A 25,399-nucleotide genomic window follows, 5' to 3' on the forward strand; every position below is an offset into this window, starting at 1 on the left:
ACCGTGCTCGACGCGGGTCTCGACCCCGGCAGCGCCGACGACGCTTCGCTTGCCGTCGCGCTGGAGGCCGTGCGCAGCGCGCTTGAGCAAACGCTGCCCGCCGCCGACATGCCGGTGATGGTGCTGCTGGTGGACGACCAGGCGATCGTGGCGGAGGCGGTGCGCCGGGCGCTCGCCAGCGAACGCGAGATCGACTTTCATTATTGCGCGCATCCCGACGAGGCCGTGCGCACTGCCGAAGAAGTGCGCCCGACCGTGATCCTGCAGGACCTCGTGATGCCGGGCACCGACGGCCTCACGCTCGTGCGCGGCTACCGCGCGAACGAAGCGACGCGCGACGTGCCGATCATCGTGCTCTCCACCAAGGAAGAACCCGCCATCAAGAGCGCGGCATTCGCTTCGGGCGCAAACGATTACCTCGTCAAGCTGCCGGACAGCGTCGAGCTGATCGCACGCGTGAAATACCATTCGCGATCCTACGTAAACATGCTTCAGCGCGACGAGGCCTATCGTGCGCTGCGCCGCTCGCAGCAGGAACTGCTCCGCGCCAACCTCGAATTGCGGCGCCTCACGCATTCGGATGGCCTGACCGGCCTCTCGAACCGGCGCTATCTGGACGAATTCCTGAGCGCCGAGTGGAAGCGGGCGGAGCGCGAGCGCACCGAAATCTCGCTGCTGATGATCGACGTGGACTACTTCAAGCCCTATAACGACACCTACGGCCACGTGGCGGGCGACAACGTGCTGCGTTCGGTGGCGACGACGATCCGCCGCGAAATACGTCAGCCGCGCGACCTCGTGGCGCGCTTTGGCGGCGAAGAGTTCGCCGTGGTGCTGCCGGGCACGGGCAGCGCGGGCGCGCGGCTGCTCGCCGAGAAAATGCGCCGCGACGTGGCGGGGCTCGCGTTGCCGCACGTGGGCTCTGCGGTGAGCGAGCATCTCACGATCAGCATTGGCGTGGCGACGCTCACGCCCGCGCCGGGGCTCGCGGAAACGGCGCTGATCGAGGAAGCCGACGCCGCGCTTTACCGCGCGAAGCGCGACGGGCGTAATCGCGTGGCGTTTTCCACGGGCGTGTCGGGGCGGGCATAAAGGCGCTGCGTCTCAACCCGGCGTCCAGTCGTACATCAGGATCCTGGCGCGCGCGTCGTCCTCCACGAGCACCACGTAATCGCCGTTATCGCGCAGCGCGGCGCTCATGCCCATATAGATGTCCACCCATCCGCTCGTGCTGCCCACGTTCGCACCGGGCGTCATCGAGCCGACGATCTGGCCGCTGCGCGCGTCGTACACGTCGATCTTCTGCGTGCATAGCTCCGCGATGAACTCCAGGACGTGGTGTAGCTGAGCGTGCCTTGCGCAACGCCGGGTTGGATGGCGAGACCTTGCAGCACGAGTGACAAGGCAATGAGGCGAGCGGCATTTTTCACTTGAATTCCCGTCAATCACGAACCTGCGGCAGGGTGCGCGGCAGTTGGGCGTGATGCTCGCACGCACTTTTAAGGAAATAATTCAAATATTATTCAGTGCGGGTAATGTGGAGTTTTTTTATGCGGATGCGATGAACGGGGCGTCCGGCGAGCGCAAAATCCCCCGGATGCCGCGCAAAAGAAGAATTTCGCCGCCCGGTGGAATAATCCGCGCCCGCCGCGTGTTAGTCCCCGCATCGCCACCCAGACAGCATCGATTCACGATCATGAAGTTTCGCGGGCCGCTCGACGAGCCGCCGGTTTCCGAAGCCGATATCCAGGCCTATAGCGACGGCACGCTCGCCGGCGCGCGGGCGGCGCACGTGCGGCGCTACCTTGCAGGCATGCCCGGCGAATGGCATCGCATCCTGTTTTACCGGCGCCTGAATACCCAGATCCGCGATGCTTACCCGGCGCCGGCCGCGCAGGCGCAGCACTCGCGCCCCGCCCGAGCCCGAAGCAGGCGGGTGTTGCGCTACGTTATCGCGCTGGCGGCTGCGCTGGCGGTGGCGGGTGCAGCCTTGGCGTGGATTGGCGTGACCGAGCCGTCGCAGCAAGTGTTGAACAACGCCGCGGTGATGGCGCTGATGGAAGCTGAAAACGCGCAGCCCCAGGCGCTGGAAGCAGGCGCGGCGCGGGCGCCGTTCGATTTCGGCGCGGCGGGCCTGCATTTTCTCGGCGGCGGCGAAGTGCGGGTTGGTCCGTTCGCGAGCGCGCAGCGCTATGTCTACGAGAACGACCAGGGCGAACGCGTGGTGCTGCTCGCGACTCGCGCCTGGCTGGCCGGCGCGGCGCCGCAGTGGAGCGCACACCGTGCGGGTCCGCTGCGGCTCCTGATGTGGCGCGAGCGCGGCACGCGCTGGGTGCTCGCGGGCAACGCCCAGACGCGCGGTTTGATGCGCGCGGCGGACCTCGCGACGCTCACCGCGCAGCCGGCGCGCGAACGCGAGGGATCGTGAACCTGCCCGACGATGCCGACCGCGCAATGACCCTTGCGGCAATCCAGGATGAAACATGGACATCCGTGACGAGCTGATAGAACACGTGCCGCGCCTGCGACGCTATGCGCGCGCACTGATCAACAACCGCGAGCTCGCCGACGACCTCGTGCAGGACACGCTCGAGCGCGCAATTGCCCGCACTGAGCTGTTTCGTTCGGGTACCGACCTGCGCGCCTGGCTTTTCACGATCATGCACAACCTGTTCGTGAACCAGGTGCGCAAGTCGGCGGCGCGCGGGACGCACGTTTCCGTCGACGACGACAGCGTGCCCGAAACCGACTACGCCGTGCCCGCCACACAGACGGGCGCACTCGAAGTGCGCGATCTGGACTTCGCGCTGCAGCGCCTGCCCGTGGAGCAGCGCGAGGTGGTGCTTCTGGTAGGACTGGAGGAGATGAGTTACGCCGATGTCGCATTGGCGCTCGACATACCGATCGGCACGGTCATGTCGCGTCTGTCGAGGGGACGTGAGCGCTTGCGGGCGCTCATGGCCGGTTCCGTCCCGCGTGCGAATCTGAAGGTGGTGCGATGAGCGAGCAACAGAATCCAGTGACGCAAGACGAGATCCACGCCTACGTGGACGGCACGCTTTCCGAGGCGCGCCGCGCCGACGTGGAGCGCGAGCTCGAGCGCAACCCGGAGTTCGCCGCGCGCGCGAGCGACTTCTTCGCGCTCAACAACCTGCTGCACGAACGTTACGACCGCGTGCTCAACGAGCCGCTGCCCGCGCGCCTGCGCGTGGCCGGCCCCGGGCCCGGGACGCAAACGGTGCGAAACGCGCGCCCGGCGGCGAACTGGCCGCGTTTCGCGGGCCTCGCGGCAGCGCTGGTGCTGGGCGTGGGAATCGGGTGGGGCATGCACTATGGCATGAGCGGCACGGGAGGCCCCGCGGGCGCGGCAGGCGGCGGTGAACTGCGCGCGGTGAGCGCGGACAGTTCGATGCGCTTTGCGCAGCAAGCGGCGCTCGCGCATGTGGTCTACATGCCGACGGTGGCGCGGCCCGACACGATGGGCGACGGCGAGGAGCAGGACTTCGTGAAGTGGCTCGCCAACCGGCTCGGCACCAACGTGCGCGCGCCGATGCTCTCGAAGAGCGGCTTCGAGCTTTCGGGCGGACGCCTGTTGCCGGCCGACGACGGCGGCGAAGTCGCGCAGTTCATGTATCACAGCGCGCGAGGCGAGCGCGTGACGCTGTGTATCTCGCACCGCAAGACGAGCGCCAACACGACCGCGTTCAAGCTCTACCAGGATGGGCCTGTGAATGTGTTTTATTGGGTGGATGGCGACTTTGGCTACGCGCTTTCGGGTGGGATCGATCGCAAGGCGCTGCTGCAGCTTGCGCATGATGTTTATGCGCAGTTGACGCCGCGGTGAGGGTTGGTTTGCTGGTTTCCAAAGCGGCCAGGAACCGCGAATCAACCCTCAAGCACACGCCGGACATGAACGCACCCCGCGCAGCGCGTGCAGCGCCCATCACCTGAGCTTCACCGCAACGAAGCTACGCGCATTGTTCCGCTGAATCAGCAGCGACATACTCTTCGTCGCCTTTGCCTCGAGCGCGACAGCTTCCTCTTGCGATTCGACCAGGGTGTCGTCGAGCGACAGCACGACATCGCCGGCCCGCACGCCCGCGCTCGCGGCGGGTCCGGTCGAGGCTTCCACCATCAAACCAAGCGGCAGCCCGGTCGAGCGTTTTTCCTCGGCGCTCAGCGCATGCGCGATCAGACCGAGGCGGTCGGCGGCATGGCGCGGGGCCGGTGCTGCCGCGGCGGCGGGCTGCGCGCTCGGGTCCGTCATCACCGTTTTGACGGCGTGCACGTCGGACGGTGGCGCCTTGCCCACCGCATCCGCTACGGCGGTCGCGACTGGCGCATCGGTCTTTTCCGCCGCCTGTGCGGCTGCGGTTGCCTGTGCTGCGGTCGCCCCTTCCGCCCCTGTTGCTCCAGTAGCCGCCGCATCCGCATCCGCCGCCTTCGGATCGAACGCCGTATTCGAGAAGCCAGCCACGGCGGGCTGGCGGTTGCGGATCACCTTGAGCGATGCCGGCGTGGCGGGCGGCACGGCAGCGAGCGCGGCAGCGAGCGTCGCGGCCCGGTCGACGGGTTTGGTGCCGACCTGCACGATCACGTCGCCGGTCCGGATGCCCGCTTTGCCGATCGGCGAGGCGGGGTCGACGGCGTCGACGAGCGCGCCGCCCGCATGCGGCAAGCCGAGCGCTGCCGCGAGCCCGGGGCTCACGTCTTCGACCTGCATGCCGAAGGTGCGGATCGTGCCGCCATCGCCCGGGTTGGTTGTCTTCGCGGCGGGCGCCGCCTTGCGCGCCTGCAACTGGGCACGGAACTGGTTGGCGGCGTCGATCGGAATCGCGAAGGTCAGGCCCTGGTAGCGGCCGCCGTCCGCGTAAATCTGCACGTCGATGCCGATTACCTCGCCCGCGCGATTGAAGATCGGACCGCCGGAGTTGTCCGGGTTGACCGCCACGTCGGTCTGGAGGAACGGAAACGCCTTGCCGTCGGGCAGCGTGCGCGAGGTCGCGCTGAGGATGCCCGTCGTCACGGTGTTCTGATAGCTGTCCGGCGACCCGATCGACAGCACGGGCTCGCCGGGGTGGACCTTCGCCGTGTCGGCGAGTTTCACGAACGGCAGATCGTGGGCGTCGATCTGCAGCACGGCAACGTCGCTTTGCGGGTCGACGGCGACGACCTCCGCCTTGAACTCGCGCTTGTCCGTGAGCTGCACAATCACCTGCTCGGCGTTGTCGACGATGTGCGCCGTGGTGAGCACGACGCCATCGGGGCTGACGATGAATCCGGAGCCCGCGCCCGTCATCACGCGCGGTCCGCTGGCCTCGGCGTCGGACGCCGGCTTCGGCGCGCGCCTGAAGAACGCGAAGAAAGGATCGTCGGCGTCGATGGCCTCCTGCTCGGGCGGCGCGGACGGGTCGTCGGCGCTGTGCGCGATCACGTGCACGACGGCGGGGCCGTAGCGCTCGGCGAGCGAAAAGAAGTCGGGTGCGGCCATGGCCGCAGGCGCGGATGCCTCGGCGGTGGCCTTCGGCGAGGCTACGGCTTTATCGCCTGCCGCCTTGTCGTTGGCCGCCTTGTCGACGGCGGCTTTGCTTGCGGGCGGTTTGGTGGCGGCCGGAGGCGGCGTTGCGGCGTTCGCCTCGTAACAGAAAGCGCTGGCAAGCGCGAGGACAAGCGCCGCCGCAGGGCGCGAAGTGCGGGCGAAGATCAGGCGGAGCACAGCACACCTCCCAGTGGTCATCGTGCTGGCGGGCGGCACACGAACGCGGATAGCAAACGAATGCCGACGACCATAGTGTAGTCACGCCACAAGAGAATTGGGGGGCAGGGTTTGTCCTGTAGCGCACGCAAATCCGCGCGCAGGCTTAACGGTGCATGCGCGGCGCATCGAAGATGACGCCTTGCTGAGTTTGCGGCGGCGAGGACGCTCAGGGAAAGGGGGGCGGTGCTGAAAAAGTGCGTGAGATGCCCCGCTCGCTCGTCGCGAGCGGGGCATTCGGCCGGGGCGCCGGGCGGCTGGCGGGATTCGGCGATCGCTTTCAGCTACCCGAATACAGGTTGCAGAAGCTCACCGGCCCGACACACGCCGTATGCGGCGCGCCGGCGTCGCTCGTGCCCTGCATGGGCGCGCCCATGCCGCTGGGTTGCTGCTGCTGTTGATGCTGTGCCTTCGCACGCGCGACTTGCTGCGCGAAGATGGGGCTCACGTCCGGATACGAGCTGTCGGTCACGAATTGCGAGCCGTTGGCCTGCGCTTCGATCAACTGTTCGCGCACCTGGGCACGCGTGAGTCCCTGTGCGGATGCGGTAGATGCAGCGCCGATGCAAGCCGTCACGACGAGCAAGGCGAAAAGCGGGCGGCGGATGATCATTTCGAACTCCTGATGAAATAGCATGGTTCGGCGACCGGCTGGAGCGCGGTCGAATCAACGGAGACTGCAATGGGTATACCGCTGAAGGCGGACTGCTATTCCCGTGAAGTTGCAGCGGCGGGATGTTTTTCTACGTGAGCTGCACCTGGAGCCAATGCGGCAGGCCCGCGCCGACCAGGCTGACGCCAACGAGCGCGAGCGCGCCTGCAACGAGAAGAACGAGCGGACTGACCCGCGTTCTGAGCAGCACGCAAAGCGACACGACGGCAATGGCCTTCGCGGGAAGGCCGCCGTTGAGCGACTTGAGCAGCACCCAGCCCGCCGCGAGCATCATGCCGGCCGCGATGGGGCGCAGGCCGCGCTCGAGCGCCAACTGCCACGCGGCGCCCTGATAACGGCCCCAGACATGCGTGACGCCGTAGATGAGGATAGCGGTTGGCAGCAAGAGCGCGGCGGTCGCCACGAGCGCGCCCCAGAAGCCGGCAACCTGCCAGCCGATCAACGTGACGAGCAGCGAGCCAGGACCCGGGGCCATGCGCGAAATCGCGAAATCGGCGGCGAATTGCGAATGCGTCATCCACGGATGCACTTCGACGACCTGGCGCTGAATCTCGGCGACGATCGCCTGGCCGCCGCCGATCGTCACGAGCGAAAGTGGCACGAAAATGGCGGCCAGCTGACCGAGCAGGCGCGAGTTCATCGCGCACCCCGGCGGATCGCCACGTATTCGTAGAGCACGCTCACGGCGCCGCCTGCCACGACCACCCACACGAGCGACAAACGCAGAATGCCGATCGCAAGGAATGTCGCTGCCATGAGCAGCAGCGGAAGCCCTTGCCGCCGCACGCGCCGCGCGGTGACGACACCCATCGACAGCGACAATCCCGTGGCCGCCGCGGCAGCGCCGGCGATCAGAATCTGCGTGAGCGGATGGAAGATGAGCGCGCCGACCACGCTGCCAATCACGACGATCAGGCACGCGGGCGGCACGACGATGCCCGTTACGGCCACGGCGGCGCCACGCCAGCCCAGCAGCCGGTGCCCGATCCAGATCGCCATGTTTTTCACGTTGATGCCGGGCAGCGCCTGCGAGATTGCGAGACCGTTGAGAAAATCTTCTTCGCTGATCCAGTTGCGATCCTGGACGAATTCGCGCAACAGCCAGCCGCTCAAGCCGCCGCCAAAGCTCGTCATGCCGATGCGGCTGAAGATCAGAAAGAGTCCGAACAGCGTGGGGCGCGGCGATGCGTTTGGCGTGGAAGCAGTCACGGAGGATGACGGAAAGCGGGTAATGCCGAACAGTTCGGCTGGCGTCTCGGCCTTTCTTTCCGGTTTCAGCGCGATTGAGTCGTTCTTTTACCGGTGTTCGAATGGGCATCGCAGCAATGATTCCCGAAATTATAGCGCCGCAGTACTTGTGGCGCGGCGCGGTCAGCAGCGTGCGGTCACGCAGAATTCAGCACGAGGTCTGGGCCGCTATGATGGTTGGACTCGCAGCGGCTCGATCGCTGTATTCGCGCTGTCCGCCGCGTGCCGCCTGGCGTGACGTGAACAAATCGCCTTGTCGCCATTGCTCATGCCCAGGAAAACGACCAGCGTCTGGCTCGAAGGTCTCGAACTGCTCACCCGCATGAGCGCAACGCGGCCGAAGAAAAAGGCCGCGGCACGCAAAACGGCGCCCGCAAAGGCCGCTCAGGTCGTGAGTCCGGCAGCCAAACCGGCGAAGCGCGCCGGCAAGGCGCACGTGGGGCGTGCGCAACCGGCGGGCGCGGCCGGCAGGTGGATCCGCTCCTGGCATTCCGCGCCGCCCAGGGCCGGGCATCTCGTCAATCATCTCGCGTATGCGCTCTATGTGCCCGCCGGCGCGGCCGGGGGCGCGGGCCTGCCGCTCGTGGTCATGCTGCACGGCTGCAAGCAGACGGCGGAGTCGTTCGCCGCGGGCACACGGGCTTGCCGGCTGGCGGATCGCGCAGGCTTCGCCGTGCTGCTCCCCGAGCAGGCGAAAACGGCGCACGCGCAGCGATGCTGGCACTGGCACGGCGATCATGAGCAGTCGGAGGCGCCAGCGGTCGCGTCGCTCGTCGACGCCATCGTGCGCGAGCACGGATTCGATCGCGAGCGCGTGTACCTGGCGGGCATCTCGGCGGGGGCGGGTCTCGCGTCCGTGCTCGCCATGCACTATGCGTGGCGCTTCGCGGCCGTGGGCCTGCACTCGGGACCGGTTTTCGGCGCAGCCAGTTCCACGATGAGCGCGATGAGCGTCATGCGCCACGGCAGCCGCGAAGACCCGGTGCATCTGGTCGATGCCGCTCTCGACGTCGCCGGACATCCCGGCATGCCGGCCTTCATCGTGCAAGGCGAAATCGACGCGATCGTGGCGAAGCGCAACGCCGCGCAACTCGGCGTGCAGTTCGCGCGTGTCAACCGGCTGCTCGACGTGCAGGGCGAATTGCGCGTTGGCGAGATCCGGACCTATAGCCGCGACGCGGTGGCGTACACCGATTACGTCAGGTCGGGCAGGCTCGCCGTGCGGGTGTGTGTCGTTCGCGGGCTCGGGCATGCATGGAGCGGCGGCGATCCGCGCGAAGCGTTTCATTCGGATCGGGGCCCCGACGCGATAGCGATGATGTGGCAGTTCTTCCGGCGGCAGCGCCGAAGCGCGGCAGGCGAAAGGATGTGACCGGTGCGTTAGCCCCCGTTTGCGCGGCGCACTCAGCGCCGATGCGTGAAGGTCGGGAAGGCAAGGCCCGGGGAGAGGGATGCCAAACGATGCCAAACGATGCCAAACGATGCGAAACGATGCGAAACGATGCGAAACGATGCGAAACGGGTAACGCCGGACGTTCGCCATTGAAGCGTATGCTTGCCACCAAACGACGGCATTCAACCCCGATGGAGACATGCATGGCGGCACTTCAAATCGACGACGTCCCGGGCGCGATCCGGCAGGCCAAGCGCATGTTGCGCGCGCAACTGCCGAGCTATCGCGAAGTGTTCGAGGAGGTCGCGCAGGCCATAGGCGAAGAGGCGCGGCACATTGCCCGGCTGCACGAGGCGGGCGAAGCCGTGATCCCGGAGATCGCGTTTGCCGACATCGCCGCGCAGCGCGTGAGCGCCGAGGCGATCGCGCTCGTGAAAGCGCGTGGCGCCTGTGTGATCCGCCGCGTGTTCGAGCCGGAGCAGGCCGCGCGCTGGGACGCCGAAATTGCCGCGTACGTGGCGCGCAACGATCTCGACGCGCGTGCCGCCCAGCGCGCGGCGCAGCGCAATGCCCTCCCGCCGCAGGTGAGCCGGCCGTTGATTTATGGTGTCTACTGGTCGCGCCCGCAGGTGCAGGCGCGCGAGTCCGCCGAACTGACCGCCGCGCGCGTCTTCCTCAACCGCCTGTGGCGCCACGAGAGCGAGGGGCGCGTGCATTTCGATCCTGACGTCGTGCCCGCCTACGCCGACCGTCTGCGGCGCCGGCCGCCCGGAACGGCGGCGCCCGGCCTCGCCGCGCATTGCGACGGCGGCGCGGTCGAGCGCTGGCTCGACGAGCATTTCCGCCAGGTCTATCGCCACGTATTCTCGGGCGACTGGCGGCGCTACGACCCATTCGACGGCGCATACCGCACGCACGCGAGCGAGATTCCCTCGCGCATCGCCTCTTCGATGTTCCGCACCTTCCAGGGCTGGACCGCGCTCACGCCGCAGGGCCCCGGCGACGGCACCCTGCAGATCGTGCCCATCGCCAACGCCATGGCGTACGTTCTCTTGCGCGCGCTGCAGGACGACGTGGCCGAGGACGACCTGTGCGGCGCGCAGCCGGGCCGCGGGCTGCCGATCAGCCCCGAGTGGCATGCGCCGCTGTGCGATGCGCTGATATCGATTCCTCCAATGCAGGCCGGCGACGCCGTGTTCTGGCACTGCGACGTGATTCACTCCGTCGAAGACGAGCACCGCGGCAGCGGCTACAGCAACGTGATGTATATTCCGGCCACGCCGGGTTGCGCGAAGAACGACGCGTATTTGCAGCGCCAGTTGCCGAGCTTTCTCGAAGGCCGCAGCCCGCCAGACTTTCCCCCCGAGCATATCGAAGCCGATCTGGCGGATCGGGCCGGCGTGGCCGATCTCACGCCGCTCGGCCGCACCCAGCTCGGCTTGCCCGGCGTTGCATAGCATGCGTCCATGACACGCGCGTGTCGGTGCATCGATTCGTGCGCTTGCCTGTAAAAGCGCACGTATGGCATGCTGTGCGCCGATCAACCGGCCATGACGACCATGGATTTCGCTTCGTCCGTCGCAACGTATGGCGCCGACCTGTCGGGCCTCATTTGCGGTTTTCGCTTCACGCCGGGGCAGCCTGGGCAGCCCGTCACGTGCGACGATGTCCTCGAGGCGCTGCGGCTCGCGCACGAGAGCGGCGAGCCGCAAGCCGCGCGCGACGACACGTTTTACTGGCTGCATTTCAATCTCGCCCACGCCGCGGCGCAACCGTGGATGCGCGCGCATCTCGAGCTGCCCGACGCCTTCTTCGAGATGCTCGTGGAAGGCTCGCACTCCACGCGTATCGAGCACGTGGACAACGGGCTATTTGCCGTGGTCAACGACGTGATGTTCGATTTCGAACTCACGCCCTCGCAGATCGCGACGCTCTGGTCGTACACGCACGAGCGCATTCTCGTCACGGCGCGCCTGAAACCGCTGCGCTCCATCGACCGTCTGCGCGGTTACGTGCGCAACGGCGAGACGTTCCGCTCGCCGGCAGAATTGCTCATCCACCTGATGCGCGACCAGGCCGACCTCATGGTGGAGATCGTGCGCCGCACGAGTGTCGACGTCGATCGCGCCGAGGACCAGTATCTCGCCTCGCGCCGCTCGGCGAGCCGCCACGATCTCGCGGCCATGCGGCGCATCCTGGTGCGCCTGCAACGCATGCTCGCGCCGGAGCCGGGTTCGATTTTCCGTCTGCTCGCGCGCCCGCCGCGCTGGCTCCAGACACCCGACATGCAGGACCTGCGCGAGGCGACCGAAGAGTTCTCGCTCGTGCTGGGCGACATGGCCGGACTCGTCGAGCGCATCAAGCTGTTGCAGGAAGAAATTGCCGCGCGGCTCGAAGAACAGAACAACCGCACGCTTTTCACGCTCACGCTCGTCACCGTGCTCGCGTTGCCGATCAACATCGTCGCGGGCTTTTTCGGCATGAACGTGGGCGGCATTCCGCTCGCGGAAAACCGCCACGGCTTCTGGCTCATGGTGGTGCTGGTCGCGACCTTCACGGCGCTGCTGGGCTGGTGGGTGTTCCGCCGGCGCGGCGACACCTGAGGCTTGCGGGGTGCCGCCGGAGTGCCCGGCGCGGCATCACGCTCATGATCGCCGCCGACATGAGCGCCGAAGCCGCGCTCACGCGCAGCGACCTCGCGCTCTACGGCGCGAAAAAGGGCGGCCGCAACCGCATCGAATGCGCATGATGGGCGTTCACGTTAGCTGACGTTGGCGTGCGCCGGGCACCGCGCGCGCCCGCAACCGGCGCGTTGGTGTATGTTGGCGTCATACCGTAGCCGCTCCCCATGACGGCCCTGGTGCGGAGAACGCCTTGCCCGAAGTCTCGCCCAAACCCGGCGCGGTCCGCTCGCGAGTGTCGCGTTTGCTCGTGCTGCTGGTCGTGGCGCTGATCCCGATCCTGCTGTGCGTGGCGCTCGGACGTTACGAGGCCGAGCGCTTTGCGCAGCGCGAGGCGACGCTCGCTTCCGCGATTATCGTCGGGCAGGTTGTCTCGATCGTCGAGACGGCGCAGAGCGCGGCGCGCTCGTTCGCGCCGCGTGCGAACGAAGCGTGCGGCACGCTCTCGCCGGATCTCACGCGCAAGGCCGCCGCCGTGCCCTATGTGCGCACGCTCAACATTCTTTACGAAGGCCGCGTCGACTGCTCGTCCGCGTTCTCGCAACAAGCGGTTCCCAATGGCGGCTGGCTCAATGGCGGCGTCCCGGCCGCGCAGGGCGAATGGCTCATGATCGTCGAGGACACGCCGATGGTGCGCAACCGTCCCTCGCTGCTGGTTGGCGTCGCGGGCGAAGCGGGGCGCTCGGTGGTGGCCGTGGTGGACGTGCAGTATCTGCTGGACCTGCTGCATGGGGCGGCGCCGCTCGCCGTGTTTCGCCAGGCCGAACTGAGGGTGGGCGAGGGCACGGTGTTGCGTGAAGCCATGGCGCTCGTTAGCGTGCGCGGCGCGCCGTTGCTGGTCGATATGCAAAAGCGCATGTCGGGCGCTACGATCGATCTGAAGATCTACGGGCGGCCCGAGCGCATTCTCGAAACCTGGCGCGGCCTGCTGCTGCGCTATCTGCCGTGGGCGGCCGCCTTTTCCGCGTGGCTCGTCTGGCTCGTGCGCCGCTTGCAGCAAAACGGCCAGTCGCGCCGCGAACAACTGCTGCGGGCCATCCGTGCGAACGAATTTCATGTCGAATACCAGCCGCTCTACGGCGTCGAGACGGGGCGCTGCGAGGGCGTGGAGGCGCTGCTGCGCTGGGTGCGGCCGGGCACAGGCGCGATCCGTCCGGACGAGTTCATTCAGGTAGCCGAAGAAGAGCACGTGATCGTGCCGCTTACGCAGCATCTGCTGAAGCTCATCGGGCGCGACGTGGCCACGTGGGACGTCGCGCCGGGCTTTCACCTCGGCGTCAACTTCGCGCCCGAGCATCTGTCGGGCGTCCAGCTCGTGAGCGACGTACAGGCGCTGCGCGCGGCCGTGGCGCCGCACGGCGCGACGATCACGCTCGAGATCACTGAGCGCACGCTGGTGCGCAATACCGGGCAGGCGCGCAACAATCTGGTGACCTTGCGGCGCGAGGGCGTGAAGGTCGCCATCGACGATTTTGGCATGGGATATTGTTCGCTCTCGTATCTCGAGAAATTTCCGTTCGACATCCTGAAGATCGATCGAGGCTTCGTGCTGACCATCGATGCGCAAGGCAGCAAGGCAACCGTGCTCGACGCCATTATCGATCTCGCGCATAGCCTTGGCGCGCGGATCGTGGCCGAGGGGGTGGAAACGCAGGTGCAGCGCGACTATCTGTGCGCGCGCGGCGTCACGTATATCCAGGGCTTTTTCTACGCGAAGCCCATGTCGTCGGAGGCGTTCGTGCGCTGGTATCGCGCGAACGGGGCGCATATGTCGCCCGATCCGCACGCGACGGCTGGCGCATAGGTCGCCCGCGTATTCCTGCCGGCGTGATTTGCTTAGCGCGAAACGTCGGTTCCGCGCACGCGTGCGGCCCGGTAGCATCATCGCTTCGATGGCTGCGCCGTGTGGGTGCACGCCCCATGCCAACACGGAAGCGCTGAAGATGAGCACGCCGCCAAGACCCCATATCCGCCGATATACCCGCCGCCATTTCCTCGCCACGCTCGGCGCGACGCTTGCTGGCGCGGCGCTGCCCGCCACCGCGTTCGCCAGGTATCAGCCCGGCCAGTTCCGCATCGGCTACCAGAAGGCCGCGAGCACGCTCGTGCTGCTCAAGGCCAACGGCACGCTCGAAACGCGTCTCGCGCCGCTCGGCATCAAGGTGTCGTGGACCGAATTCCCCGCCGGCCCGCAATTGCTCGAAGGCCTGAACGTGGGCGCGATCGACTTTGGCTATGTGGGCGAAGCCCCGCCCGTATTTGCTCAGGCTGCGGGCGCGGATTTTGTCTATACGGCGTATGAATTGCCCACGCCGCACGCGGAAGGCGTGGTGGTTGCGAAAAATTCGCCAATCCATGACGTGGCAGGACTGAAGGGCAAGAAGATCGGCCTGAATCGCGGCTCGGATGTGCACTGGTTTCTCGTCGCGCTGCTGCAAAAGCAGGGCCTTTCCATTGCCGACGTGCAGCCCGTGTATCTGGCGCCCGCCGACGCGCGCGCGGCGCTGCAAAGCGGCGCCATCGACGCGTGGGCGATCTGGGACCCGTTCCTGGCTGCCGTCGAATCGCAGGACGGCGCACGCCTGCTTGCCGACGCCAGCGGCGTGGCGAGCCATCATCAGTTCTTCCTGAGCCAGCGCGAATTCGCGCAAAACCGCAAGGACGCTCTAGCGATCGCGCTGGACGAACTCGGCAAGACGGGGCAGTGGGTGCGCGCCAACACGGCGGCGGCGGCCGCGAAACTCTCGCCAATCCAGGGCCTGGATGCGGCGACGATCCAGACCGGCCTCAGCCATTACGCGCATGAATACCGGCCGATCGACGCCGCGGTGATCGCGCAGCAGCAGAAGATCGCGGACACGTTCTACGACCTGAAAATCATTCCGCGCCGCGTGGTGACGAAGGACGCCGTGCTCGCATGACCGTCGCGAAGCACAGGCGTCTGTGCTCATGCGACGCTTAGTGCGACGACCAGCCCTTGTAGCTGCCTACGTTGTCGCGCGTGACGAGTTGCGGCGTCATTTCAATCATCGGATTGGCGGGCTTCTTGCCGTTCATGATGTCGTAGCCCACCTGCACGGCCGTCTGCGCCATCTTGTACGGGTCCTGGCTGGCCGAAGCCTGCACGAGCGTGTCGGTCTTGAGCGCCGTTTCGATATCGGGCGCGCCATCCACCGACGTAATCACGATGTTGCTGCGATGCAATTGCTTCGCGGCCAGGTCGCTGCCGATGGCCTGCGGATCGTTGATCGCGAACACGCCGGCAATCTTCGGGAAACGCGTGAGGTAGCCCTGCATCGCGTTCATGCCGCCTTCGCGCGAACCCTTGCCGTCCTGATCGTCGGAGAGGATCTTGATGCCGGGCGTTTTGGCGAGCACCTGCTTGCAGCCGTTCACGCGGTCGATCACGGCCGAGACCTGCGGCCCGTTCTGGATGATCACATTGCCGGTGTTGTTGATCTTTTTCGCGAGATATTCGCACGAAATCTCGCCGGCCTTCACGTTGTCGGTCTGCACGGTGGCGTCGGCGCCCGCGGCGGCCACGTCCACGGCCATCACCACGATACCGGCCGCCTGCGCCTTCTTCACCGCCGGCAAGATCGCCTTCGGATCGGTCGCGTTCAGGAGAATCATGTCCACGTGCGCCGAAATGAAGTTGTCGATCTGCGTGAACTGCTTGTTGAGGTCGTAGTCGGCCGAAACGGCCGTGACCCTGGCATTCGGGTTGATCTGCTTCGCCTTCGCTTGCGCACCCTGCACGATCGTTACGAAGTAGGGGTTGCCGAGCGAACCCACGGTAATGCCGACCGACTTGAGCTGTTTGTCGGCGGCATGCGCGCCTTGCAGTGCGAATCCGAACGTGAGGGCGGCAGCGGCGAGAACGGCTTTTTTCTTGAACATGAGGTTGTCTCCTGAGGGGGCCTGCTTGGGTCCTGTTTGGGTGCTTTACCGGCAAGCGCAGCAGGACCGCCTGCGCTCGCGCCTGTTTCTGGCTGATGCTGTATAGGCGCCGCTTACGTGCGGGCCGAGCCGCGCTGGCGGTAGCGGTCGAGCGCCACGGCGCCGACGATCACGAGGCCCTTGATGATGTACTGCCAGATGTCCGAGACGCCGAGCAGCACGAGGCCGTTGGTGAGGACGGCGATGATGAGCGCGCCGATCAGCGTGCCGATGATCGAGCCCACGCCGCCCACGAAGCTCGTGCCGCCCAGAATCACCGCGGCGATCGCGTCGAGTTCATAGGACTGGCCCAGTTGCAGGCCGTTGGCCGCGTAGAGGCGCGCCGCCGACATCACCGCGCCGAGGCCCGCGAGCAGGCCCGAGACGGCATAGACGAACATCTCGATGCCCCATACCTTGATGCCCGAGAGGCGCGCCGCTTCCGGGTTGCCGCCCACCGAGTAGATGCGCAGACCGAGCACGGTACGGCGCAGCACGAACCACGAGCCGGCCACCACCACGAGCGCGATGATCACGAGCCAGGGCACGCCGAGCACGGTGCCGTTGCCGATGAACGCGAACGGCAGCTGCGGGTTGAAGATCGTCGTGTCGTGACCCATGAGGCGCGCAATGCCGCGTACCGCCGTGAGCGAGCCGAGCGTGACGATGAACGGCGGCAGGCGCAGGAGCGAGATGAGTGCGCCGTTGACGAGGCCGAAGCCGAGGCCCACCGCGAGCGCCATGGGCACGCCGAGCCAGCCCCAGCCCGCGATGTTCGAGCCGATCATGGCGGCCATGGCGGCGGCGGCCAGCACCGAACCCACCGAAAGATCGATGCCGCCCGTGAGAATCACGAACGTCATGCCGGCGGCGAGCACGATGTTGATCGACGCCTGCTGCGTGACGATCGAAAGATTTTCCAGCGTGAAGAATCCGTCGTTGAGCAGACCGAAGCCGATGCACAGCAGCACCAGCACCGGCAGCATGCCGGCGGTGCGCACGAGCGACTTCATGCGCTGGCGATGACCGTCGACCGCGACGCTGCGTGCGGGTTGAGCGCCTTGCGCAGGCTGCGTGGGCGAGGCCGCGACACCGTGCCGGGGAAGAATGCTTTTCATGTCGTACTCCTGAGGGACGTTTCTTGCGTATGCGATGAAGGTCAAGCGGCTTCGTCGAGCGGGTGCTGCGAGCCGGTGGCGAGTTCGATGATCGCCTCCTGCGTGATGGGTTTGCCGGTGTAGCCGCCAAGCTCGCCGGCGAACACGCCTTCGCGCATGACGAGCACGCGGTCGGCCACGCCGATGATCTCGGGCAGTTCGCTCGAAATCACGATGATGCCCACGCCGGTCTTGGCGAGGTCGTTGATGATCCGGTAGATCTCGGACTTTGCGCCGATATCGACGCCGCGCGTGGGCTCGTCGAGTATCAGCACGCGCGGCCTGGTTTCCAGCAGGCGCGAGAGCAGCACCTTCTGCTGGTTGCCGCCCGAGAGCGCGCCCACGTTCACGCGCGCGCTCGGCACGCGAATGGAGAGCGAACGGATGGCTTCCTTCGCGCGCTCGCCGCCGCGGGCGAGGTCGAGCACGCCCATGCGCGCGTCGCGCCCGGCCACGGCGACGTTGATGTTGTCGCGCACGCTCATGTCGAGAAAGAGGCCCTGATGCTTGCGGTCTTCGGTCAGATAGACGAGGCCCGCGTTGATCGCGTCGCGCGGCGTGTGCACGTTGAGCCGCTTGCCGTCGATGGCGATCTCGCCGCGCACGCGCGGCTCCGCGCCGAAGATGAGGCGCGCAAGCTCGGTGCGGCCCGCGCCCACGAGACCCGCAATGCCGAGCACTTCGCCCGCGTGCAGGTCGAGGCTGCAGCCGCGCACGCGCTTGTCGTCGGCCACATCGCGCACGGTAAGCACGGCCTTGCCCGGATCGTAGGGGGCGTGCGCCTTTTTGTAGAAGCCCGAAATATCGCGGCCCACCATCATGCTCACGAGGCTTTCCGCGTTGAGCGCGTCGCGCATGAGCGTGCCGACGTAGCTGCCGTCGCGCAGCACGGAAACGCGGTCCGACAGCTCGTACACCTCGGCCATGCGGTGGCTGATGTAGATGATCGCAAGGCCTTCGTCGCGAAGCTGGTTGATGAGCTTGAAAAGGCGCTCCGTTTCGCGCGAGGAAAGCGGCGTGGTGGGCTCGTCCATCACGATGATGCGCGCGTCGCTATGGACGGCGCGTGCGATTTCCACGAGCTGGCGCTCGGCGATGGAAAGCGAGCCGACCAGCGTCGTGGGCCCGAAGCTCGCGCCGAGGCGCTTGAGCACGTCTTCGCAGCCGCGCTCCATGGCGCGCCGGTCGACCGTGCCGAAGCGGCGGTTGCCCTTGCGCAGTTCGCGGCCCGCATGAATGTTCTCGGCAACGGAGAGATTGGGCGCGAGGCTCAGCTCCTGGTAGATCACGGCCACGCCCAGCTCGCGCGACGCATGCGGCCCGTCGATCACGACCGGCTTGCCCTCGATGAGAATCTCGCCGCCGGGGTCGGCCTGGTAGGCGCCGGAGAGAATCTTCATCAGCGTGGACTTGCCCGCGCCGTTCTCGCCCATGAGCGAGTGGACCTCGCCGGGGTAGACAGTGAGGCGCACATTGTCGAGCGCGCGCACGCCGGGAAAGGTCTTGGTGATGCCCCGCATTTCCAGCAGCGGCGGCGTGGACTCAGAGGGCGACATGGCTCTCCTCCTGCGCTTGTGTGTAAGTTTGTGCGCCGGCGCCCATGAGGATGCCCGCGCGCGGCGAAAAGTTGAAGAACATGGGGAGCGTGGCTGCGCCGAGCGCCCCCGCGTCGGGACCGAAGGTGCCGCGCACGAGGGCGGGCGTGCCGCGCGCTTCGGGCGCCGTGGCAGCGACCGCGAGGCGCAGGCGCTGCATGAGCGTGTCGATCAGGCCCGCGTCCACGTCGGCGTCGAGCACCACAGCCGGCACGTCGAGCACGCAGAACGCCGAGCGCAGAGCGGGGGCGAGCGCGTCGACGCAGTCGTCGAGCCATTCCTGCACGCCGGGGTGGCCGCGCGCGATGCACGCTTCCAGATCGGCGCGGCTGTCGATAGTCTCGCCGCGATACTTCAGATGGCGGCGCAGCGCAATGAGCGACGCGCGCGAAAGCAGGATGTCCCACTGACCGGGCGGCTTGTGCGCCGAGGGCAGGCGGCTTGGCGGCACGGGCATCACAGCGAAATCGCCCGCGTTGCCGGTGAGGCCGCGCACGCAGTCGCCGTCGATGGCGATGCCGCCGCCGATCGCCGGGCCGAGAAACAGGTAGAGGAAGTCGTCGCGCTGGCGTCCACAGCCGTAGAAGAGCTCGGCGATGGCAGCCGCGTTGCCGTCGTTTTCGCTGAACACGGGCAGCGCCGTGGCGCGGGCGAGTTCGCCCGCGAAATCGACGTCGTTCCATACGCGAAAGGTATCGGCAGGCAGGCCCAGTTCGCGCAGCCAGCTACCGAGGTTGTACGGCTGCGCCACGCCGATGCCGGCGAGGCGGCTGCGTTCCTCCGTCGTGAGGATGCCTAATAGCTCGGCGATGTCGCGCTGCACGATTTCCTGTGCGACCGAGGGTTGCGGCAGCAGCATGTCGCGCGAACGGCGCTCGATCATCTGGCCCGCGAAATCCACGAGCACGGTTTCGATGTTGGTCCGGTCGAGCCGCACGCCGATGGCGAACGCGCCGCGCGGCGAGAGGCGCAGGAGCGAGGCGGGCTGGCCGCGCTGGCCGTCGCGGCGGCCGCTCACCTCGATCAGGCCATTGGCCGTGAGCGACGTGATGATGGTGCCCACCGCGGTGCTCGTGAGATTGGCGAGACGCGCGAGATCGGCCTTCGACGCCTCGCCCGCACGACGCAGCGCCTGCAGCAGCAGGCGTTCGTTGTAGCGGCGGACGTTGGCGGAATTGCTGCCCTGACCGACATGCGGACTTCTCACGTGTCTCCTCCTGGCGAGCCGGAGTTGGCGCTGTAGCGCTGCTCCGGTCTCATGTAAAGCTGAACGAGGGCATCGGCTTTTGTTGCACTCGGCGCCGACTAAATAAATCAAGTTGATTTATTTAATGCCAGAAATCGGAGACTGTCAGCCTGGGGAAATCCCGTTAAGGGTAAAGGGGGCGCTGAAGGGTCCCGGCGCGATGCGGGCCCTGATGCAAAAGCTTAGGAGACTTTTGCAGCGATGGGGAAGAAGCGGGGAGCGAGCAGCAGGCGTGCCCGCGCGCTCGTGCGGCGCGCGGGCTGCGGGGAGAAAGGAATGGGACTGGGGTTACGACCGCGCTTCGCCCGCATCGCGGCAAGCGAACCACCGGCGCGCCGCGCGCCGCGGCTCTGCACTCTGCACGACCTCACGCCACCAGCGCTCCCCACGATGCGGCTCGGCCAGATCGAGCCGCTCGCCCATGCGCGGCGTGGAGAGCGTCACGCCGCGAGCGAGCGCGAGGCCGGTCACGCGCTCGAACGGGTCCTGCCAGCGATGCATGGCGAGATCGAACGTGCCGTTGTGAATCGGCACGAGCCACTCGCCGCGCAAGTCCACGTGCGCCTGCACGGTTTCCTCGGGCTGCATGTGGACATAGGGCCATTGCGGGTCGTACGCGCCGGTCTCGATGAAGGTCGCGTCGAACGGACCCAGCCGCTCGCCAATCGCACGAAAGCCGTCGAAGTAACCGGTATCGCCGCTGAAGAACACGCGCATATCGGCATCGGCGATCACCCACGACGCCCACAGCGTGCTGTTGCCGTCGAACAGGCTGCGTCCCGAGAAATGCTGCGCGGGGGTGGCCGTGAACTCGATGCCCTCGACATTCGCGCCTTGCCACCAATCGAACTGGCGCACCTTCGCACCGTCGATGCCCCATTCGATCAAGCGGTCGCCCACGCCAAGCGGCGTGAGAAACACGCCCGTCGTGGCGGCGAGCGCGAGCACTGTTTCGCGGTCGAGGTGATCGTAATGGTCGTGCGAGAGGATCACGCCGCGCAACGGCGGCAGGTCTGCAAGCGCGATGGGCGGCGCATGAAAGCGCTTCGGCCCGAGGTTCTGGAACGGCGACGCGCGCTCGGCGAATACCGGGTCGGTGAGCCAGAAGTGGCCGCGCAGCTTGAAGAGCAGCGTGGAATGGCCGAGCCGGTAGACGCTGCGATCGGGCGCGGCCTCGAGCTGTTCGCGCGTAAGCGCGTGAACGGGCAGCGCGCCCGCGGGCGTGGTGCCGCCGGGCTTGTGGAAGATCATGTTCCACATGATCTTCAGCGTCTTGCCAAGCCCCTCGGCCGGGCGCGGACGCACGTTGCGAAAGCGCTCGCCGTCGTGTTGCGGCGAGGCAGACGAGAGCTCGCGGCTGCGTTGTGCGGCGTTCAGGCCCAAGGTACGGCTCAGCGATGCGAAAGGCGAGGTCATGTCGGCGGCTGCCTTTGAAAACAGGAAGTAGACTGCACAGTGTAGTTTATTCTGGCGAAAAGTAAACTGTGTGGTGTAAGATTTCGAAATGGATTGCACCCCAGCCACCCCTCAGCGTCTGACCGACCGCAAGCGCGCCGCCATCGTCGCGGCGGCCATCGACGAATTTCTGGCCTCTGGCTTCGACGCCACGAGCATGGACCGTATCGCGGCGCGCGCGGGCGTCTCGAAGCGCACGGTCTACAACCATTTCCCGAGCAAAGAGGCGCTGTTCGCGGCGATCCTGTGCCAGCTCTGGGATGCGAGTGCGACCGCCGAAGCGCCGGCCTACCGCGCGGGCGAGCCGCTGCGCGCGCAACTCGTCGAGTTGCTGATGCGCAAGCTGCGGCTCTTGAGCGACGAAGCGTTTTTCAAGCTCGCGCGCGTGGCGATCGCAGCGGGCATCCATTCGCCGGAGCGCGCGCGCGATATGGTGGCCCGCATCGGCGAGCGCGAAGAGGACCTCACGGTCTGGGTGCGCGCCGCCGCCGCCGATGGCCGCCTGAAAACGTCCGATCCGGCATTCGCCTCGCAGCAATTGCACGGCATCGTCAAGGCATTCGCCTTCTGGCCGCAGGTCGCGATGGGCCAGCCCCCGCTCGACGAGGCGCGGCAGCGCCAGGTCGCCGAGTCGTCCGCCGATCTCTTCCTCGCGCGCTACGCGTGAGCGCCTGACTGCGCGCGCGGCCCCGACGCGCGACGGTTCTTCTGGAATAGACTCTTGCCTGGGCGGCGCTTCACCAGGTACTTTCCCCTGGCATGTAAAAAATTTCGCTGTCGGTTGTCGATTTCCGTGCGCCCCGCGCGTCGTGTTCATGAGCGCACCCATGGTGCGCCGCTTGCTTCGAGTGTCCCCAAACGTCACATTCAGGAGAAGACAATGCGATTCATGATCATGGTGCGCGCCAACGCGTTGACCGAAGCGGGCGAGCCGCCCGACGACGTGGAAGTATTCGCCGAGATGGCCCGCTATCACGAGGCGCTGGCGAAGGCCGGCGTGCTGCTCGACGCGTCGGGCCTGCACCCCAGCTCGCGTGGCTTTCGCGTGCACTACACGGACGGCAAGCCCACGGTCCTCGACGGTCCGTTCGCTGAAACGAAGGAACTGATCGCCGGCTATACGCTGATCCAGGTCCGCTCGCGCGACGAAGCGCTCGAATGGGCGCGCCGGTTCCCGTCGCCCTTCGGCAAGCACACCGAAGGCGAGGTCGAAGTGCGGCAGCTCTATGAACTCGACGAACTTCCGCAGTGCGAGGGCGTCGAGAGTTTTCGCCAGCTGCAGGAACAACTTAAGGCATCCTGAGCACTTTTTCGATCACCGTGAGGCTCCAAACATGCATAAGCACATCTTCGTCAATCTGGGCGTGCGCGACCTGAAGCGCTCGATGGACTTCTTCGGCAAGCTCGGCTTCGAGTTCGACCCCAAATTTACCAACGACCAGGCCGCCTGCATGGTGCTGGGCGAGAACATGTACGCCATGCTGCTCACCACGGATTTCATGCGCGGCTTCACCGACAAGGCGCTCGTGGACGCTCGCGAAAGCACTGAGGTGCTGACCTGTCTCTCGTGCGTGTCGCGCGAGGAGGTGGACGCTCTCGTCGACAAGGCGCTCGCGGCGGGCGGCACGTCGAAGCGCCCGCCAATGGAATGCGGCACCGACATGTACGGCCGCAGCTTCGAAGACCCCGACGGCCACATCTGGGAACTGATGTACATGTCGCCGGCCGCGATCGAAAAGGGTGCGCACGGCTCGTGACGCAAGCGCGCGACCCTCACGACCCTTTCACGGCGACGCGCCGCGCGGTCGAGGCCGTGTGGCGCATCGAGTCGGCCAAGGTGATCGCCCACGCCGCGCGCATCGTGCGCGACGTGGGCGTGGCCGAGGAAATCGCGCAGGACGCGTTCGTCGCCGCGCTGGAGAGTTGGCCCGCGAGCGGCATTCCCGAGAACCCCGGAGCCTGGCTCATGACCGTCGCGAAACATCGCGCGCTCGACCGGCTGCGTCGCGCTGCCTCGCATGCACGCGCGCACGAGGCGATGGGCGCGGATCTCGAAGCGCTCGAAGCGCACTTCGCGCCCGACTTCGTGGAGGCGCTCGACGCCGCGCGCGAGAATGAGATCGGCGACGATTTGCTGCGGCTCGTGTTCGTGGCGTGCCATCCCGTACTGCCGAAGGAGGGGCGCGCGGCGCTCACGCTGCGCCTGCTGGGCGGCCTAACCACGGCTGAGATCGCGCGTGCGTTCCTCGTTCCCGAGGCAACCGTCGCGCAGCGCATTGTGCGGGCCAGGCGTACGCTCGCGGCCGCGAAAGTTCCGTTCGAAGTGCCGCGCCTCGCCGACCTGGAGTCGCGACTTGATTCGGTGTTCGAAGTGATTTATCTGATCTTCAACGAAGGCTATACGGCCACGGCTGGCCCGGACTGGACGCGGCCCGCGCTGTGCGAAGAAGCGCTGCGGCTCGGCCGCATACTGGCGGAACTCGTTCCGCGCGAGGGCGAGGTGCACGGCCTCGTTGCGTTGATGGAACTGCAGGCTTCGCGCCTGCCCGCGCGGGTGGACCGGGCCGGGCGCGCTGTGCTGCTCGCCGATCAGGACCGGAGCCGCTGGGACGCGCTCCTGATTCGGCGCGGGCTTGCCGCGATCGCGCGCGGCGCGGCCTGCGCGGGTGCGCCAGGGCCGTACGCGCTGCAGGCGGCGCTGGCGGCTTGCCATGCGCGCGCTCCGAACGCGGCGGCGACCGACTGGGTGGAGATCGTCTCGATCTACGACGCGCTGCTCGAACTCGATGCCTCGCCCGTCGTGCGCCTGAATCGTGCCGTGGCGGTGGGCATGGCGCATGGGCCGCAAGCGGCGCTCGATCTCGTCGATGCGCTGTGCGCGGAGCCCGCGCTGCGCCACTATCCGTGGCTGCCGGCCGCGCGCGGCGATCTGCTGGAAAAGCTGGCGCGCCGTGCCGAAGCCTGCGCGGAATTCGCGCGCGCGGCAGCGCTCACGCAGAATGTGCGCGACCGCGAAGTGCTGCTCGCGCGGGCGCAATCGTGCGCGCCGCGCGCTTGAGGGTGTCATCGCCGGAAGGGTCACGCTTGCGCTTCTGAAATATCGGGGCACAACGCTTGCTGCCTGTGCGCGCAAACTCACTCTCTTTGCGCGGCCCGGCGCGCAGACTCGCGATGATTTCAAAAGCAACGATTCTGGCGGTTTCGTGCTCGGCCTTGCTGGGCACGGCGTGTGTGCATCTCGGCCCGACGCGCTTGCGCGCCGATCAGGTCGATTACGCAAGAGCGCTCGGCGATGCAAAAAAGCGCGAAATACTCGCGGCCGTGGTCGGGTTGCGTTACGGCGACGCGCCCGCCTTTCTCACGGTGAGTTCGATCATCGCCGCGTATCAGTTCGATTCGACAGCGGGGGCGACCGGCAATGTCGGTTCGGGCTCGCAGCCGAACTATGCGCTCGCGACCGGCAGCGTCTCCTGGTCGAATCGCCCGACCTTCACGTTCTCGCCGACCACGGGCGAAGCGTTCGCCAACGCGTATATCCGGCCGCTCGCACCGGAACTCGTGATGCCGCTCGCCGAAGGCGGCATACCGGTCGATTTGCTGCTGCGTATCAGCGCGCAATCGATCGGCGGACTGCAGAACGGCAGCGCGCTCGGCGAAGAGGGCAGCGCGGGCTCGGCGGGCTTCTTCCAGTTGTTGCAGACGCTGCGGCGCCTGCAAGTGGCCGGCGAGCTGAACGTGGAGTCGCGCAGCGAGAACGGCAGGAACAGCGTGCATCTCGCGCTCGGCGCGACGAACAGCGCGCAGTCGCCGCAAGTTTCGGCGGACCTGGCGCGCGTGCGCGAACTGCTCCATCTCGCAGCGGACACGCGCACTTACGAGATCGTCTATGGACCCTCGGCGCAGGGCGGCAATCGCATTCCCATGGTGACGCGCTCGGTGCTCGGCATCCTCACGAATATCGGAGCGCAGGTCCAGGTGCCGGACGCCCAGGTGCAGAGCGGCGCGACGAAACCGACGGTCGGGATGATTGGTGGCGAAACGCGGCCGATCATCATCGTGCACCAGGGGCCGAGGGCGCCCGCGGACGCCTATGTCGCGATCGAGTACGACGGCACGGCGTATTGGGTCGAACGCGCCGACTTCGACTCGAAATACGCGTTCACCGTCCTGCAGAACCTCATGGCGCTCGCCGAGGCCGATACGAGCAGCAAGGCGCCGGTCGTGACGATTCCCGCGAACTGAAGCGAAATCCGTAAC

The 25,399-nt window shown here is 66.9% G+C and carries 24 protein-coding genes and 1 pseudogene; 15 read left to right on the forward strand and 10 right to left on the reverse strand.

Translation table 11 applies throughout. From position 1 onward, the window contains the following. Nucleotides 1-108: 108 nt before the first annotated feature. Nucleotides 109-1,092 carry a diguanylate cyclase gene (locus C7411_RS21270; protein WP_207786555.1) on the forward strand — a complete coding sequence of 328 codons (984 nt, stop codon included), beginning with the start codon at nucleotides 109-111 and terminating at the stop codon, nucleotides 1,090-1,092. A gap of 12 nt (nucleotides 1,093-1,104) precedes the next feature. On the opposite strand, the pseudogene C7411_RS21275 reads toward C7411_RS21270, so the two are convergent. Further along, nucleotides 1,105-1,326 (reverse strand): annotated as a pseudogene (locus C7411_RS21275) (hypothetical protein); the annotation flags it as partial. 148 nt (nucleotides 1,327-1,474) lie between these two features. On the opposite strand from C7411_RS21275, the gene C7411_RS21280 reads away from it, so the two are divergent. From C7411_RS21280 to C7411_RS21290, 3 genes are read left to right on the forward strand one after another with little or no spacing between them, the layout of a single operon-like run. Beyond that, complete coding sequence (locus C7411_RS21280) at nucleotides 1,475-2,428, forward strand: transcriptional regulator (RefSeq protein ID WP_133253685.1); 954 nt, start codon at nucleotides 1,475-1,477, stop codon at nucleotides 2,426-2,428. A 55-nt stretch (nucleotides 2,429-2,483) separates the two neighbouring features. Then, on the forward strand, nucleotides 2,484-3,002 hold the full coding sequence (locus C7411_RS21285) for a sigma-70 family RNA polymerase sigma factor (RefSeq protein WP_110386034.1): 519 nt from the start codon (nucleotides 2,484-2,486) through the stop codon (nucleotides 3,000-3,002). After that, nucleotides 2,999-3,844, forward strand: coding sequence for an anti-sigma factor family protein (locus C7411_RS21290; RefSeq protein ID WP_110386035.1), 846 nt, complete (start codon nucleotides 2,999-3,001; stop codon nucleotides 3,842-3,844). Before C7411_RS21285 ends, C7411_RS21290 begins: the two co-directional genes overlap by 4 nt. A 99-nt stretch (nucleotides 3,845-3,943) precedes the next feature. On the opposite strand, the gene C7411_RS21295 is transcribed toward C7411_RS21290, so the two are convergent. The 4 genes from C7411_RS21295 to C7411_RS21310 all read right to left on the reverse strand — a co-directional run bounded on the left by C7411_RS21295 (nucleotide 3,944) and on the right by C7411_RS21310 (nucleotide 7,637). Further along, on the reverse strand, nucleotides 3,944-5,716 hold the full coding sequence (locus C7411_RS21295) for a trypsin-like peptidase domain-containing protein (protein WP_110386036.1): 1,773 nt from the start codon (nucleotides 5,714-5,716) through the stop codon (nucleotides 3,944-3,946). Nucleotides 5,717-6,035: 319 nt separating this feature from the next. Continuing rightward, nucleotides 6,036-6,368 carry a DUF4148 domain-containing protein gene (locus C7411_RS21300; protein WP_110386037.1) on the reverse strand — a complete coding sequence of 111 codons (333 nt, stop codon included), beginning with the start codon at nucleotides 6,366-6,368 and terminating at the stop codon, nucleotides 6,036-6,038. 130 nt (nucleotides 6,369-6,498) lie between these two features. Beyond that, a complete protein-coding gene (locus C7411_RS21305; RefSeq protein WP_110386038.1) occupies nucleotides 6,499-7,068 on the reverse strand; it encodes a chromate transporter in 570 nt (189 codons plus the stop codon). Beyond that, a complete protein-coding gene (locus C7411_RS21310) occupies nucleotides 7,065-7,637 on the reverse strand; it encodes a chromate transporter (protein ID WP_110386039.1) in 573 nt (190 codons plus the stop codon). Before C7411_RS21310 ends, C7411_RS21305 begins: the two co-directional genes overlap by 4 nt. 22 nt (nucleotides 7,638-7,659) lie before the next feature. On the opposite strand from C7411_RS21310, the gene C7411_RS37090 reads away from it, so the two are divergent. The 6 genes from C7411_RS37090 to C7411_RS21335 all read left to right on the forward strand — a co-directional run bounded on the left by C7411_RS37090 (nucleotide 7,660) and on the right by C7411_RS21335 (nucleotide 14,671). Beyond that, nucleotides 7,660-7,914 (forward strand): hypothetical protein, encoded by a 255-nt coding sequence (locus C7411_RS37090; protein ID WP_133253686.1) that lies wholly within the window; start codon nucleotides 7,660-7,662, stop codon nucleotides 7,912-7,914. 30 nt (nucleotides 7,915-7,944) lie between these two features. Next, complete coding sequence (locus C7411_RS21315; protein ID WP_110386040.1) at nucleotides 7,945-9,048, forward strand: extracellular catalytic domain type 1 short-chain-length polyhydroxyalkanoate depolymerase; 1,104 nt, start codon at nucleotides 7,945-7,947, stop codon at nucleotides 9,046-9,048. Between the two features lie 224 nt (nucleotides 9,049-9,272). Then, complete coding sequence (locus C7411_RS21320) at nucleotides 9,273-10,526, forward strand: YbiU family protein (RefSeq protein WP_110386041.1); 1,254 nt, start codon at nucleotides 9,273-9,275, stop codon at nucleotides 10,524-10,526. Nucleotides 10,527-10,628: 102 nt separating this feature from the next. Then, nucleotides 10,629-11,672: a transporter gene (locus tag C7411_RS21325; RefSeq protein WP_110386119.1), complete on the forward strand. Its 1,044-nt coding sequence runs from the start codon at nucleotides 10,629-10,631 to the stop codon at nucleotides 11,670-11,672. A 271-nt stretch (nucleotides 11,673-11,943) separates the two neighbouring features. After that, nucleotides 11,944-13,554: an EAL domain-containing protein gene (locus tag C7411_RS21330; protein ID WP_110386042.1), complete on the forward strand. Its 1,611-nt coding sequence runs from the start codon at nucleotides 11,944-11,946 to the stop codon at nucleotides 13,552-13,554. Between the two features lie 139 nt (nucleotides 13,555-13,693). Continuing rightward, the gene (locus tag C7411_RS21335; RefSeq protein ID WP_110386043.1) at nucleotides 13,694-14,671 is read left to right on the forward strand and encodes a sulfonate ABC transporter substrate-binding protein; all 978 of its coding nucleotides are present in this window, start codon (nucleotides 13,694-13,696) and stop codon (nucleotides 14,669-14,671) included. A gap of 37 nt (nucleotides 14,672-14,708) precedes the next feature. Here the strand turns inward: C7411_RS21335 and C7411_RS21340 are convergent, their stop codons facing one another. From C7411_RS21340 to C7411_RS21360, 5 genes are all read right to left on the reverse strand, one after another. Beyond that, nucleotides 14,709-15,650 carry an ABC transporter substrate-binding protein gene (locus C7411_RS21340; RefSeq protein ID WP_110386044.1) on the reverse strand — a complete coding sequence of 314 codons (942 nt, stop codon included), beginning with the start codon at nucleotides 15,648-15,650 and terminating at the stop codon, nucleotides 14,709-14,711. A 113-nt stretch (nucleotides 15,651-15,763) separates the two neighbouring features. Further along, nucleotides 15,764-16,807 carry an ABC transporter permease subunit gene (locus tag C7411_RS21345; RefSeq protein ID WP_110386045.1) on the reverse strand — a complete coding sequence of 348 codons (1,044 nt, stop codon included), beginning with the start codon at nucleotides 16,805-16,807 and terminating at the stop codon, nucleotides 15,764-15,766. A gap of 41 nt (nucleotides 16,808-16,848) precedes the next feature. Further along, complete coding sequence (locus C7411_RS21350; RefSeq protein WP_110386046.1) at nucleotides 16,849-18,402, reverse strand: sugar ABC transporter ATP-binding protein; 1,554 nt, start codon at nucleotides 18,400-18,402, stop codon at nucleotides 16,849-16,851. Next, a complete protein-coding gene (locus tag C7411_RS21355; protein ID WP_110386047.1) occupies nucleotides 18,389-19,648 on the reverse strand; it encodes an ROK family transcriptional regulator in 1,260 nt (419 codons plus the stop codon). Before C7411_RS21355 ends, C7411_RS21350 begins: the two co-directional genes overlap by 14 nt. Before the next feature lie 327 nt (nucleotides 19,649-19,975). Further along, a complete protein-coding gene (locus C7411_RS21360; protein ID WP_110386048.1) occupies nucleotides 19,976-21,103 on the reverse strand; it encodes an MBL fold metallo-hydrolase in 1,128 nt (375 codons plus the stop codon). Nucleotides 21,104-21,191: 88 nt separating this feature from the next. Here C7411_RS21360 and C7411_RS21365 point away from each other — a divergent pair, with 88 nt between their 5' ends. The 5 genes from C7411_RS21365 (at nucleotide 21,192) to C7411_RS21385 (ending at nucleotide 25,384) form a co-directional block, all read left to right on the forward strand. Beyond that, the gene (locus C7411_RS21365; RefSeq protein ID WP_110386049.1) at nucleotides 21,192-21,809 is read left to right on the forward strand and encodes a TetR/AcrR family transcriptional regulator; all 618 of its coding nucleotides are present in this window, start codon (nucleotides 21,192-21,194) and stop codon (nucleotides 21,807-21,809) included. A 213-nt stretch (nucleotides 21,810-22,022) separates the two neighbouring features. Beyond that, nucleotides 22,023-22,445 carry a YciI family protein gene (locus C7411_RS21370; RefSeq protein ID WP_110386050.1) on the forward strand — a complete coding sequence of 141 codons (423 nt, stop codon included), beginning with the start codon at nucleotides 22,023-22,025 and terminating at the stop codon, nucleotides 22,443-22,445. A 31-nt stretch (nucleotides 22,446-22,476) separates the two neighbouring features. Further along, nucleotides 22,477-22,899 carry a VOC family protein gene (locus tag C7411_RS21375; protein WP_110386051.1) on the forward strand — a complete coding sequence of 141 codons (423 nt, stop codon included), beginning with the start codon at nucleotides 22,477-22,479 and terminating at the stop codon, nucleotides 22,897-22,899. Next, nucleotides 22,842-24,200, forward strand: a complete 1,359-nt coding sequence (locus C7411_RS21380) for an RNA polymerase sigma factor (RefSeq protein WP_243413276.1) — start codon at nucleotides 22,842-22,844, stop codon at nucleotides 24,198-24,200. The genes C7411_RS21375 and C7411_RS21380 overlap by 58 nt, the downstream gene beginning before the upstream one ends. A 113-nt stretch (nucleotides 24,201-24,313) precedes the next feature. Then, nucleotides 24,314-25,384, forward strand: coding sequence for a hypothetical protein (locus C7411_RS21385; protein ID WP_110386053.1), 1,071 nt, complete (start codon nucleotides 24,314-24,316; stop codon nucleotides 25,382-25,384). Nucleotides 25,385-25,399 lie beyond the last annotated feature (15 nt).

This window comes from Paraburkholderia silvatlantica, from assembly GCF_003096715.1.
Taxonomy (GTDB): Bacteria; Pseudomonadota; Gammaproteobacteria; order Burkholderiales; family Burkholderiaceae; genus Paraburkholderia; species Paraburkholderia silvatlantica.